Origin of the sequence: Corynebacterium sp. KPL2825 (assembly GCF_037908445.1) — a bacterium.
GTDB classification, from domain to species: Bacteria; Actinomycetota; Actinomycetes; order Mycobacteriales; family Mycobacteriaceae; genus Corynebacterium; species Corynebacterium kefirresidentii.
On record NZ_JBBMGI010000005.1, the window covers coordinates 71,331 to 84,136 of the forward strand.

Genomic DNA, 12,806 nt, shown 5'->3' on the forward strand with positions numbered 1-12,806 from the left:
TACTTTAATCACCCATATTGATACTCGTCAATATAACGGAGTAGGAAGCAGCCTCCTTATACTGTGTGCATGGACTCCTCCCCTAGCAATGCTGATAACACCCCCGACGGGCAGTGCTGCTCCCTGAGCAGTGGCCCGCTCAGCCAGAGCGATTCCTTGCGCTTTTCCCAGCAATTTAAAGTACTTGCTGACCCAGCCCGGCTTCGCCTGCTGTCCATATTGTGTGATGAGGGCTGCGGCCCGATGAGTGTTACGCAGTTGACCGAGCTCTCCGGGCTTAGCCAACCGACGGTATCTCATCACCTCGGCAAGTTGAGGGAATCCGGCCTTTTAATCAAGCAGCAATCGGGCCGTACCGTTACCCATCGAGTGCAAAAGGAAGCCTTCAGCACGCTGCGCCAATTACTCTCCTTCGATTAGGAGAGCTCCAGTCCTAGTCTGCGAAGTGAATGACCTCACGGGCGACGTCTTCCGCAACGATGGGAATGCCATACTGCTTCGCTTTCTTGGCTTTGCCCGATTGCGAGTCCGGGTCACCGGCGATGAGCACCTTGGTCTTTTTGGCTAGGCCGCCAATCTCCACGCCGTGCGCGGCAAAATACTCTTCCCATTCCGCAGTCGAGTAGGCCTTAGCTCCGGTAATGGTTACTCGCTCGCCAGCGCTCACCACAATGCCGCCCATGCTGGCGAGTCCGCCAATACTGCCGGCCTTTTCAGAACCTTGCGGCGCCTCTTCACTAGGGGCACCATGCCGACCTTCTGCCTGTGGAGCGGTGTCGGGGTCTACGGCAGCCTCGATATCAGAAGCCGGGATCCCCAAGGCGCGGCCGACAGAAGCCAGGATGTCGCGTTCCTCAGCCGTGACAACACCATCAGCCCAGGCTTCTTCAATCAGCAGCGTGATATAGGCTTCATGCAGCTCGCGCAGACCATCTTCATCGAGCCCATGTGCTTGAGCAAAGGCCAGCAATTGGGTTTGCTCGGTGGCGGAGAGGCGGCGGTCGAGCAAGGCGGCATCGAGAAGCTTGAAATAGTCTTCCGCAGCCGTATTCGATGGCGTCTCACGTTGTGCGACGAGCCCGGCGAACCAGCCGCCGTACTGTGCCGCTTGCTTGGCGGATTCCGCAGCTGCGCGGCTGAGAAGTGCCGGCTCCACCCAACCCGGGTGGGGTGCCAGGCTGCGATACAGCTGTTGCTCAGCCAATCGCTCACTCATATAGTTCTCTTGGGCTGCCGGGGTATTGGCCAGGAAATGCTGGAATAGTTGCGCCGTGGCCATCGCATCCGCCAATGCGGAGTGTGCCAACTCATTATGAATTCCCAGATGGGCGCAGCAATCCCCCAGCTTCACCTTGGGAAGACCAAGATACCTGCGTGCCAATACGGCCGTATCGATCGCCGGCAACGCCTCTTCAGAACAGGCGCGACAAGCCAGCAGCTCGGACTGAATAAAGGTCCGATCGAATCCCGCATTGTGAGCAACGAATATGCGGTCTTCGAGAGAATTAGCCAGCTTGTCCGCTACTTGCGCAAAGGTGGGCGCGCCTAGAACATCAGAGGCGGAAATGCCATGAATTTCCGTGGCCGCGATATGGCGTTGCGGGTTAATGAGCGTTTCCCAGGAATCCTGCACTGCTCCTTCCGGCGATAGCTCCACGACGCCAATTTCAACGATGCGGTGCCCGTGCTTATAGGAAAATCCGGTGGTCTCAATGTCTACGACCGCGTAGCCGCGCATATGCGCCTCCCTACGTCTTGTTGAAAATAGTTCTTAGCCGCACCAGTGTAGGCGTGTTGTGCTCCTGCTCGCTGCCCATATAACGAGGGACCAGGTGACGCTATGAATAAAGCCCGAGCCGGTGGCTCGGGCTTAAGTGCGTACGAAACGCTATAAAGGCTTTAAAGGTTCGGGAACCAGATAGCGATTTCGCGCTCTGCGGACTCTGGGGAGTCAGAGCCGTGCACGATGTTCTCGCCAACGGTCAGAGCGAAGTCGCCGCGGATGGTGCCCGGGGTGGCCTTGGAAACTGGGTCGGTGCCACCGGCCAGCTGACGCCATGCCTCGATGGCACGCTCGCCCTCGACAACACCAGCGATAAGCGGTGCGGAGGTGATGAACTCGACGAGGTCACCGAAGAATGGCTTATCCTTGTGCTCCTCGTAGTGCTTCTCCGCGGTCTCGCGGTCAGCAACGCGCAGATCGAGTTCGGCCAGCTTCAGGCCCTTGCGCTCGATTCGGGAGATGATTTCGCCTACGTGGCCGTTCTTTACGCCGTCCGGCTTGATGAGAATCAGTGTACGTTCAGTCATGCCCCACACTGTACCGAAACCACCCGACTGCGTCGCGCGCTGGGGTATTCCTTTGGGGTAAAAGTGTGGGGTCCAGGGCTATGCGAGTTGTTTAACTATCTCTTCGGCGCGCCCCTGCGAAGTCCCCCTGAACCACAGGCGTACCTGGCCTACTGCGGCGCCAAACTGTCCATTAGCCAACAGGCGTTGCAGCTCCGCTCGCTGTTCCTTATCCAAATCCTCGAAGGTGGCTTCTTTGGCCGGTTCGAAGTTGCTCCGCAGGGCCAAAACCAGAAAAACGCCGCCAATAATGAGGGCGACTAGCGGTAGCCACGGCGTTCCCGTAGCGGCACGGGCTACCACTGCGGCAACACAAGCGAGTGCGGCAAGGACGAGATAGAGAGTGCGCATGGCCGCCAGTCTATCGCGTCTTGGCCACTCGCCGAAGGCCGTCAAGGCTACCGTGCTATTTCTCGTTGAGGTGCTGCGTGGTGAGGTAGCCACGCTTCATGCGGGCGATGAGGTTACTGCGCAGGTAAACGGCCAGGAGCCACTCCAAGCCGAAGATGATGAAGATGGCGGCTACGGCCCAGTGGACCATAAAGCCCAAGATGACGCACAGCAGCTGCACCCACACGATGACGGTTAGCGCCCACTTCTTATTCATGAACGCGATCATCACTAGGTGAAAGACAATGGCGGCAAGGACAAAGCAATAGTTAAAAGGCGTCCACAGGGTGCCGTCATACAGCTTGTACAGCATCGGCAGTGCGAAGGATAGGGCGAGCGCCTCCATGGTCAGGGAGCTGGCAATGACCATCCCGTTGAAGCTTTTAAGTGGGTCCTTGACTGGGGCTTGGCCCATGCCTAGGGGTCCGATCTCGCTTTCAGGGATATGTTCCTCGCGGCCGCGGGCACGGCTGCTGCGGGGCGGGCGGGGTTGGCGCTCTCCGCCTGGGTGGTGATTGTCGCGGCTCATGCAGGTTCCTTTCCAAACATCGCGCGGGCGTCACCGGCAGTGACGACCGAGCCGGTGATGATAATGCCGGAGCCGGATTGCACCTCCGCGTCTTCAGCAAGTTCAACGGCTTGGGCATAAGCGCCGGGAAGATCCTCGGCAACGTGGACGCGTTCCTCGCCGTAAATATCGCGAGCAGTCTCGGCCAATTCATAAGCGTCGAGAGCCCGCGGCGAGGAGTTTTGGGTAATGACTACCTCGGTCAGATACGGCTCCAACGCGGTGAGAATGCCGGTTGCGTCCTTATCCGCAAAGATGGACAACACACCGATGAGGCGGGCGAAGTCGAAATCGCGGTCCAACGCTGCGCCTAAAGCCTTGGCACCGTGGGGGTTATGCGCGGCATCAATAAACGTCGTGGGCGAGGTACGTACGCGCTCGAGGCGGCCGGGCGAAATCGCCTGGGCAAAACCGTTACGCACAGTAGCGATATCCAGCGGGTGTCCGGCAGAAGCGCCGAAGAAGGCCTCTACTGCTGCAAGGGCCACGGCAGCATTCTTGGCTTGGTGCTCGCCATGGAGGGGAAGGAAGATATCCTCGTATAGGCCGCCGAGGCCTTGGATATTCACCTGCTGACCGCCGACGGCAATGCGCGATTCGAGGGCGGCAAACTCGGAACCGGAGCGGGCCACGCCCGCCTCGACGTCCACGGCCTGCTGCAGGATGACGCGCATGGCTTCTGGGTCCTGCTCAGCGATAACGACAATATTTTCATTCGGGGTCAACGGATCATCAGCGTCCTCGCGAGGCTTAATGATGCCAGCCTTCTCACCGGCGATTTCGGTGATCGTATCGCCCAAATAATCCGTATGGTCCATGCCCACTGGGGTAATGACAGAGACGTCCGCATTGACCACATTGGTGGCGTCCCAACGCCCACCGAGACCGACTTCGACGACAGCGACATCCACGGGGGCGTCGGCAAACGCAGCATAGGACAGGCCGACAAGGACCTCGAACTTAGACATAGGCACGTCCGATTGGGCATCAACCATTTCCACAAACGGTTTGATCTCGTGCCAGATGCGCACATAATCGCGCGGGTGAATGGGCTGGCCATCGATGCCGATGCGCTCAGTAACGCGCTGCAGGTGTGGGCTGGTTACCAAGCCCACTCGGCGGTGGAAAGCGCGCAGGAGCGAATCGACCATGCGCGCGGTAGAAGACTTACCATTGGTGCCAGCGATGTGGATGACATCAAAAGAACGCTCTGGGTGACCGAGCAGATCCATAAGCATCTCGATGCGCTCGAGGGAAGGCTCAATCTTGGTTTCGGGCCACCGCTCATTGAGTTCTTCTTCAACCTCCGCGAGGGCGCGTAGCTCCGCGGCGGAAACCTCCTGTGGGGCGGCCTCGTTGTACTCATCCTCGCCGCCCATGCCCAGATTGAGCGTCAGGCCGGACTCGGTGATTTCCACCGGTCCGCCATCGGTGCCTTCTTTGAGGGCATCGACGATCTCAAAATCCTCTGTGCCCTTGTCCTTTTCCGCCACTACTTCAGGCCTTCCAAACGGCTGGTAATGCGTTCAACCTCTTCGCGAGCGATCTGCTGGCGCTGCTTAATTTTATTAACCACTTCTTCCGGCGCCTTGGACAGGAAGTTCTCATTGCCAAGCTTCTTGCCGGTTTGCTCCAATTCCTTATTGGCTTTGGCCAAGTCCTTCTCTAGGCGCTTGCGCTCAGCCTCCACGTCTACAGCGCCGTGGGTATCTAGGGTGACCTCCACGGTGGCCTGGGAAAGGCGTACCTCAATGGAGGCGGAAGGATCGAAGTCCTCGGCCGGATCGGTGGTATTAGCCAGGTTGCGCACCAGCTCTTCCTGGTTCGACAAGTCAGCAGCGGCAAAGTCGAGGCGGCCCGGGACCTTCTGAGAAGGCTTTACCCCCTGGTCAGAGCGGAAGCGACGCAGCTCGGTAATGAGCTTATCCGCGTCTGCAATGCGACGGGCGGCCACCTCATCCTTGGTAGCGCCACCATTGGTATCGGCAACGGTGGGCCACGGTGCCACGACGATAGACTCGCCGCCGGTCAAAGCCTTCCAAAGCACCTCGGTCACGAAAGGCATGGTTGGGTGCAGCAGGCGCAGGACAACGTCTAGGACGCGTCCCAGGACAATCTGGGTATTGCGGCCCTGTTCACTGACACCATCCCGCGGGATCTGGGTCTTTGCAATCTCCAGGTACCAGTCACACAGCTCGTCCCAAGTGAAGTGGTAGAGCAGCTCGTTTGCCTTAGCGAACTGGTAATCATCCAGGTATGCATCCACCTTGGCGCGGACCTCTTCGGCGCGGTCGAGGATCCACCGGTCGGCGTCGCTAAGCTCGTCGCGGTTGGGCAACGTTGCTACGCCGGCGCCATTCATGAGGGCAAACTTGGTGGCGTTGAAAAGCTTGGTGGCGAAGTTACGGGCGGCCGCTGCAGCATCAGAGCCCAAAGGCAGGTCCACACCCGGGTTGGCACCGCGAGCAAGGGTAAAGCGCAGGGCGTCTGCGCCGTAGTCACGCACCCAATCCATCGGGTCAATGCCGTTGCCCAAAGACTTAGACATCTTGCGGCCCTGCTCATCGCGAACCAAGCCGTGCAGGTAAAGATCCTTAAATGGAACCTGCGGGCGACCATCGGTGCCCTCCCCCAAAAGCTCTGGGGTATGAGAGCCAGCGAAAGTACCGAACATCATCATGCGGGCTACCCAGAAGAACAAAATGTCATAGGCGGTGACCAGCACGTTGGTGGGATAGAACTTCTCCAGATCCGGGGTCTTTTCCGGCCAGCCTAGGGTGGAAAATGGCCACAGCGCGGAGGAGAACCAGGTATCCAGTACATCAGGATCCTGCTCGTAGCCTGCTGGGGGCTCTTCATCGGGGCCGACGCAGACGATGTCTCGCTGGCCATCTTCGCCTTCCGGCCCGTACCAAATAGGGATGCGGTGACCCCACCACAGCTGCCGAGAGATACACCAATCGTGCATATCATCGACCCACTCAAAGTAGCGCGGCTCCAGCGACTGCGGATGTAAGGTGGTATCTCCCTCCCGCACAGCAGCACCAGAGTCCTTGGCCATCTTTGATACGTCTACGAACCACTGCAGGGACAGGCGCGGCTCGATGGGTTCCCCAGAGCGCTCGGAGTGTCCCACGGAGTGAACATAAGGACGGATTTCCTTGACAATACGGCCCTGCTCACGCAGCGCCTCGCGGATTTCCACACGGGCTTCTTCGCGGGTCAGGCCGTCGAAGCGGGTGCCAGTATTGGCAATGTGGCCAGTGGTATCCATGACGGTAGGCATGTCCAAGTTGTGGCGGGTGCCCATCGCGTAGTCATTCGGATCGTGTGCCGGGGTGATTTTCACCGCGCCGGTACCAAACTCCATATCGACGTAATCGTCAGCGATGATCTTGAGCTTGAGGTCATCGCGGAATGGGTGCGGCAGCTCCTTGCCCACCAGATCTGCGTAGCGTTCATCGTCTGGGTGAACGGCAATGGCAACGTCACCCAGCATGGTCTCTACACGGGTGGTGGCCACGATGAGGTGCGGTTCATCATCATTAAGCGAGCCATAGCGAATGGAAACCAGCTCGCCCTCGACGTCCTTGTAGACAACCTCGATATCAGAGACGGCGGTCTCCAGCACCGGCGACCAGTTGACCAGACGGTTAGCCTGGTAAATCATGCCCTCATCATAAAGGTTCTTAAAAATGGTCTGCACGGCGCGCGAGAGGCCATCGTCCAAGGTGAAACGCTCGCGAGACCAATCTACGGAGTCACCAATGGCACGCATCTGGTTCTGGATGGTGCCACCGTACTGTTCTTTCCACTCCCAGACCTTGTCAATGAACTCTTCGCGCTCGTAGTCCCAGCGCTTTTTGCCCTCGGTTTCCTTGAGTTTGGCTTCGACCTTGGTCTGGGTAGCAATGCCAGCGTGGTCGGCTCCTGGCAACCACAGCGTGGCGTAGCCTTGCATACGCTTGCGGCGGATAATGGAATCAATCAGCGTGTGGTCCAAAGCGTGGCCCATATGCAGCTGACCGGTCACATTCGGCGGCGGCAGCACGATGGAATAAGGCTCGGCCTCCGAATGGGCATCCGGGGTGAAGTAGCCCTTTTCTACCCAGCCCTCATAGAGGTCCTTTTCTACGGCCTGCGGCTCCCAAGACTTAGGCAGCGCATCAGCGCGGTTGGTACCAACTAATTGCTCATTATTTTGCTCAGTCACCTGGCCGATTCTACCTTGCACGTCAACCGGCTCATCTAGGCAGGGTGCACACCGAGTATGTGGTGCGCACCTAGTGGGTTTTAGAGCAGGTCTGCTACGGCTTCGCGCTCCTCACGCAGCTCGGCCACAGACGCTGCAATGCGCTCTTTTTGGAACTCGCTAAGCTCCAGCCCCTGCACGATTTCCCATTTTCCATCACGGCAGATGGTGGGGAATCCACAGATAAGGCCCTTGTCGACGCCGTAGGAACCGTCCGAGGGCACCGCCGCGGTGCGCCAATCCTCAGTGCCATGAATCCAGTCATGCATGTGGTCCACAGCTGCCGACGCCGCCGATGCGGCCGAGGAACTGCCACGCACCTCAATAATCTCGGCACCGCGCTTCGCTACCTTGGGGATCATCTCTTCGCGGTACCAATCCTGGTCCACCTCGGCATTGGAAAAGGTGATGTCTGGGAACTGGCTTGCGGAGTGATTGCCCCAGACTGCCACCTTGGTGAAATCTGTGGTGGACTTGCCGCTTTTCAGCGCTAGCTGGCTCAAGGTGCGGTTGTGGTCCAAGCGCATAAGAGCATTGAACTGAGAATCGTCCACATCCGGGGCATTTTTCGCAGCGATGAGAGCATTGGTATTTGCTGGGTTGCCCACCACAAGCACGCGGACATCGCGCGCGGCATAGTCATTGATGGCCTTGCCTTGCTTGGTGAAGATGGCACCATTGGCTTCCAGCAGATCCGCACGCTCCATACCCTTGCTGCGCGGGCGTGCGCCTACGAGGAAGGCGGCAGAGGTGTTTTCAAAGGCCTCCTTTAGGTCATCAGTTACCGTAATCGAGTTGACCAACGGCAGGGCGGAGTCATTGAGCTCCATGGCCACGCCCTGGGCCTTGCCCACCGCAGCGGGGATTTCCAGCAGCGCCAGATCTACCGGGGTGTCCTTGCCATAAACATCGCCGGCAGCGATGCGCCACAGCAACGAATAAGCAATATTGCCGGCGGCACCGGTGACAGTGATTTTGACGGGCTGAGTCATGGTTAAAAGCCTCCTCAATGGCTGCGTCAAGGGCGGCACACGCGAGCCAGGCTGCTCGCACCGCCACGGAATGTACCCATCCCCGAGCTTAGCCCCACCGCCGCCTCTCGCGCTGTGAATCTGGCCCCCTCTTTTGGAGGGGATATTCGCTGAGGTTGCGCTAAATTACCCCCATTTACCTCCAAATTAACGCCCCCAATGGGTAAGAAGCTCCCGCAACGGGTGTCTAATCGGGCATGATGGGAAAAGGAAAAGCGGGGCTCTCCCCCACGCCACGCACACAGATTGCATGGGGCCTATCTACTCCCGCACTATTAGATATCAGTTGACCGCGCCACCGCTGCGCCGCAAGGATTAAGGACTTACGCCATGAGCACTGAGAATACTGATGCACTGCAGGCTGCAGGCCAGGCGGATTCTCCTCACGCTGCCCACGCGGAATCCGTCAGCATTGACTCCGTGGTGGACGTAGCGATCAAGCACTTTTCCCGCAGTGGTTTCGCAGAAACCAAGCTGGAGACCATCGCCCAAGAATCGGGCATGTCCAAGCGCATGATCCACTACCACTTTGGCGATAAAAAGGGCTTGTACCTACGTGCACTCAGCACGGCCGCGCAGCGCCTTAACCCGCCGCAGGACGCTCTGGAAATCGATACCGCGGTTCCGGTCGAGGGCGTGCGCAAGTTGGTGGATTGGCTCTTCCGCGAACGCGTGGCCAACCCGGATGCTATTCGCATGCTGGTATGGGAGAGCAATCAGCAGATTGTGGACCCAGCTCAGCAAGCTATTGCCGACGTCGCCGGGGTCGCCCTCCACCTCGACCGCCTACTCCTCCTAGGCCAAGACGCCGGCGCTTTCCGCCCGGGGATCTCCGCCAATGACATTTTCACCCTGATTTCCTCGTTGACCGTCTACCGCGTAACCAACCAGGTGATGGTGGAAAACATGCTGGGCGTGAACTTCAATACCCAAGAAAATATCGACGGTATGCATAGGCTTACCGTCGATGCTGTGCTGGCGTTTTTGACCGCCAATATTCCAGCCTCGGGCCACGAATCCTACCTCACCTCCTCCTCGTTCGATACGAAAGAGGGAGACGAGGCCTCACCACAGGATATCTACAGCGAGGAGTAGTCGCGCCGGCAAGCGCTTAGGCAGATTCCTTCGCCTCGTCCTTATAGCTAAACTGCGGCTCCGCACCCTCAGTAACACACTCTGGGGTGATATGTACCGCGGCGATATCCTCGCGGTCCGGCAGATCATACATAACTGGCACCAGCAGCTCTTCCATGATGGCGCGCAGACCACGTGCACCTGTCTTACGCTCCAAGGCAAGCTCTGCGATGGCATCCAACGCCGCCGGCTCGAATTCCAATTCGCAGTCATCCATCTCAAATAGGCGACTGTACTGCTTGACCAAGGAGTTCTTTGGCTCGGTAAGCACTTTGACCAAGGATTCACGGTCCAGGTTATCCACCGTGGCCACGACAGGCAGGCGTCCGATGAATTCCGGAATCAGGCCAAACTTCACAAGGTCCTCAGGGCGTACCTGGGAAAAGAGGTCGACCTTTTCGCGCTCATCCTTGGTATCCAAGTTGGCGCCAAAGCCCACGCCCTTTTTGCCCACTCGATCCGCAATAACCTGGTCGAGCCCAGCGAATGCGCCGGCAACGATGAACAAGATATTCGAGGTGTCTAGCTGGATGAACTCCTGATTCGGGTGCTTGCGCCCACCCTGCGGTGGAATGGCCGCCACGGTACCTTCCAGGATCTTCAGCAAGGCCTGCTGAACACCCTCACCGGAGACATCGCGGGTGATGGACGGATTCTCGGACTTGCGGGAAATCTTGTCCACTTCGTCGACGTAAATGATGCCGCGCTGGGCACGCTCCACATCAAAGTCTGCGGCTTGCAGCAGCTTTAACAGGATATTTTCCACGTCTTCACCCACGTAGCCGGCCTCGGTGAGGCTAGTGGCATCGGCGATGGCAAAGGGGACGTCGAGAAGCCGGGCCAAGGTCTGTGCCAAGTAGGTCTTTCCGGAACCAGTAGGTCCCAACATCAAGATATTGGACTTAGAGATCTCCACCTCATCGCCCTCGGCCTTTTTGCGCCGTGCTTCCAACGCGGCAGACTCTTCCGCCTTGATGCGCTTGTAGTGGTTGTAGACCGCCACAGATAGCACGCGCTTGGCTTTGTCTTGGCCAATGACGTATTTATCCAGGAAGGCAGAAATCTGCGAGGGCCGAGGCAGGCGCACCTCCGCGTCGGAGGATTCCTGCGCCTGTTCTTGGCCCAGTTCCTCTTCGATGATTTCATTGCATAGCTCGATGCACTCGTCACAGATGTAGACACCGCCGCCGGCGATGAGTTTTTTCACCTGTTTCTGACTCTTGCCACAAAAGGAGCACTTGAGCAGGTCAGCGCTTTCTTGCATACGTGCCATTAAGTTCTTTCACACTCGCTTTTCGTACCGCTATCCACAAATGGAAGGATGATTCTACCCTTCCGAGCGGCTTAATCTTCATCTATTTCTACCTTAGTAAATCAACCCGACAGGCCCTTCATTCATTCCCTTCCGCGTGGCGAATTTCCCCGACTTTCCTTGCTCCTGCGACCTAAGCTAAAAGGTGAAACGACCTTCATTCCGCCCCGTTAGGAACAGGAGAATTATGTTCGATCTCACAGACCACGTAGCCGTTGTCACCGGCGGTGCTTCCGGCATTGGCCGCGGCATTGCCGCTTCACTTAGCGAGGCCGGCGCCTCTGTCATCATTGCCGATGTCAATCTAGAGCACGCCACCGCTACCGCAAAAGAGCTAGGTGCCAGTGCGATTCATGTGGATGTCACCGACCGTACTTCTGTACAGGAAATGTACCGCCACGTTGTTGCCACGCATGGCGGGTTCGACATCGTCTGTTCCAATGCCGGCGTCTTTCCCAATTGCCCATTAGCAGAAATGACCGATGAGCAGTGGGAGGCCATGTTTGCCATCAATACCCACGGCACCTTTAAGGTGGTCCAGGAAGCACTCCCCTACCTCCAGGAACGCCGCTATGGACGCATCGTAATTACCACGTCCATCACCGGCTCGCACACGGGCTTTCCTGGCTGGGCCCACTACGGCGCCTCCAAATCCGCCCAACAAGGATTTATGCGCTCAGCTGCGCTTGAAGTCGCTCGCGATGGCATCACCATCAACAGTGTTCTTCCCGGCAATATCCTCACTGAGGGCCTCAAGGCCCAAGGCCAAGAGTATCTCGATCAGATGACGCGATCGGTGCCACTGCATCGTCTCGGCACTCCACGCGATATCGGCAATGCGGCGGCTTTCCTTGCCTCAGAAGAGGCAGGCTTTATTACCGGCCAGACCCTCATTATTGATGGCGGCCAACTCCTGCCCGAAACCCCGGAGGCCATCTTGCCGCCGCGCGATTAGCCGCGCTTACCGAAGTCCACCGAGTCCGGCAAAGCACGAGGCCCCTTGCTGCACAGTATGCGGCAAGGGGCCTCGTGGGGATTTCATTCAGTAGCTGCTTACTGCAGCCAGTCGAAGTCGAGCAGGAAGAGTTCTGCGTCGAGCATCTCAACTTCATCCGGTGCATGACCGGTGACGGCTTCTAGCGCTTCTGCTACGTCTTTAGTCGTAGCAGGAGTCTTATCAGCGTCAAGCAGGGTTTCTGCCACCAAAGCACGGACCGGAGCTTCCGAAATGGTGTCCAGGCCGGTACCAGTGGTGGAGCCCTTGAACGCATCAGCGATGCCGTCCATCAAAGAACGCATCTTGTTCATTTCTCACACCTCCATGTGGCTTTCTCTCTGTCTGATACAGAAGAATATACGTGACACAGCCCCGTTAGGCAACCCATAGGTCGATTAAAGTTAACCTTTTGTTAACTTTCGGAGAATGTGCCACGCATCACTTGGAAGGTTGACTTCCCCCTCAGGAAGGGAGAGATAACTTAGAGGTCACCGAACGGCGCGAAGCCGAAGTAATGGTCCAGCGTATCGCGAGCAATCCACATGATGGCCACGAGGATAACTACGGCTAGCACTGCGTAAACGGTCCAACCAAGCACCTTCATCTGAGTGCTTGCCGGAGTATCCCCTACGACAACACCGTTGTCATCACGAATGGGGTCACCGGTCATACAACGCATACCCAGGGAGAAAAGGAGCGGAATGCCAGCGCCAAATACCAATGCCAGGCCGGCAACATGGAGAAGAGACTGGAAGATTTCTGCAGCAGTCATG

Annotated in this window: 13 protein-coding genes; 3 read left to right on the forward strand and 10 right to left on the reverse strand. The window is 57.9% G+C overall.

The genetic code is table 11. From position 1 onward, the window contains the following. The first annotated feature begins 69 nt into the window (after positions 1-69). Positions 70-420 (forward strand): ArsR/SmtB family transcription factor, encoded by a 351-nt coding sequence (locus WMQ00_RS05305; RefSeq protein WP_023020933.1) that lies wholly within the window; start codon positions 70-72, stop codon positions 418-420. 13 nt (positions 421-433) lie between these two features. Here the strand turns inward: WMQ00_RS05305 and WMQ00_RS05310 are convergent, their stop codons facing one another. The 7 genes from WMQ00_RS05310 to WMQ00_RS05340 form a co-directional block, all read right to left on the reverse strand. Continuing rightward, positions 434-1,738 carry an exonuclease domain-containing protein gene (locus tag WMQ00_RS05310; protein ID WP_200288734.1) on the reverse strand — a complete coding sequence of 435 codons (1,305 nt, stop codon included), beginning with the start codon at positions 1,736-1,738 and terminating at the stop codon, positions 434-436. Between the two features lie 161 nt (positions 1,739-1,899). Next, entirely contained in the window at positions 1,900-2,310 is a 411-nt protein-coding gene (gene ndk, locus WMQ00_RS05315) for a nucleoside-diphosphate kinase (RefSeq protein WP_005324068.1), read from the reverse strand. A 78-nt stretch (positions 2,311-2,388) separates the two neighbouring features. Then, positions 2,389-2,700: a hypothetical protein gene (locus WMQ00_RS05320; protein ID WP_023020931.1), complete on the reverse strand. Its 312-nt coding sequence runs from the start codon at positions 2,698-2,700 to the stop codon at positions 2,389-2,391. A 55-nt stretch (positions 2,701-2,755) separates the two neighbouring features. After that, positions 2,756-3,268, reverse strand: a complete 513-nt coding sequence (locus WMQ00_RS05325; RefSeq protein WP_023020930.1) for a DUF4233 domain-containing protein — start codon at positions 3,266-3,268, stop codon at positions 2,756-2,758. Further along, positions 3,265-4,800 carry a bifunctional tetrahydrofolate synthase/dihydrofolate synthase gene (gene folC / locus WMQ00_RS05330; RefSeq protein WP_340440745.1) on the reverse strand — a complete coding sequence of 512 codons (1,536 nt, stop codon included), beginning with the start codon at positions 4,798-4,800 and terminating at the stop codon, positions 3,265-3,267. Before folC ends, WMQ00_RS05325 begins: the two co-directional genes overlap by 4 nt. Continuing rightward, a complete protein-coding gene (locus tag WMQ00_RS05335) occupies positions 4,800-7,520 on the reverse strand; it encodes a valine--tRNA ligase (RefSeq protein ID WP_340440746.1) in 2,721 nt (906 codons plus the stop codon). The genes folC and WMQ00_RS05335 overlap by 1 nt, the downstream gene beginning before the upstream one ends. Positions 7,521-7,600: 80 nt before the next feature. Next, the gene (locus WMQ00_RS05340; protein ID WP_239204997.1) at positions 7,601-8,551 is read right to left on the reverse strand and encodes a malate dehydrogenase; all 951 of its coding nucleotides are present in this window, start codon (positions 8,549-8,551) and stop codon (positions 7,601-7,603) included. 369 nt (positions 8,552-8,920) lie between these two features. Here WMQ00_RS05340 and WMQ00_RS05345 point away from each other — a divergent pair, with 369 nt between their 5' ends. Next, complete coding sequence (locus WMQ00_RS05345; protein WP_340440747.1) at positions 8,921-9,685, forward strand: TetR/AcrR family transcriptional regulator; 765 nt, start codon at positions 8,921-8,923, stop codon at positions 9,683-9,685. Between the two features lie 16 nt (positions 9,686-9,701). Here the strand turns inward: WMQ00_RS05345 and clpX are convergent, their stop codons facing one another. Continuing rightward, positions 9,702-10,997, reverse strand: coding sequence for an ATP-dependent Clp protease ATP-binding subunit ClpX (gene clpX / locus WMQ00_RS05350; protein ID WP_023020925.1), 1,296 nt, complete (start codon positions 10,995-10,997; stop codon positions 9,702-9,704). A gap of 226 nt (positions 10,998-11,223) precedes the next feature. On the opposite strand from clpX, the gene fabG reads away from it, so the two are divergent. Then, positions 11,224-11,991 carry a 3-oxoacyl-ACP reductase FabG gene (gene fabG / locus WMQ00_RS05355; protein WP_308767231.1) on the forward strand — a complete coding sequence of 256 codons (768 nt, stop codon included), beginning with the start codon at positions 11,224-11,226 and terminating at the stop codon, positions 11,989-11,991. 98 nt (positions 11,992-12,089) lie between these two features. Here the strand turns inward: fabG and WMQ00_RS05360 are convergent, their stop codons facing one another. Both WMQ00_RS05360 and WMQ00_RS05365 read right to left on the reverse strand, forming a co-directional pair. Beyond that, positions 12,090-12,344 (reverse strand): hypothetical protein, encoded by a 255-nt coding sequence (locus tag WMQ00_RS05360; protein WP_023020923.1) that lies wholly within the window; start codon positions 12,342-12,344, stop codon positions 12,090-12,092. Positions 12,345-12,514: 170 nt separating this feature from the next. Then, positions 12,515-12,805, reverse strand: a complete 291-nt coding sequence (locus tag WMQ00_RS05365) for a hypothetical protein (RefSeq protein ID WP_023020922.1) — start codon at positions 12,803-12,805, stop codon at positions 12,515-12,517. Position 12,806 lies beyond the last annotated feature (1 nt).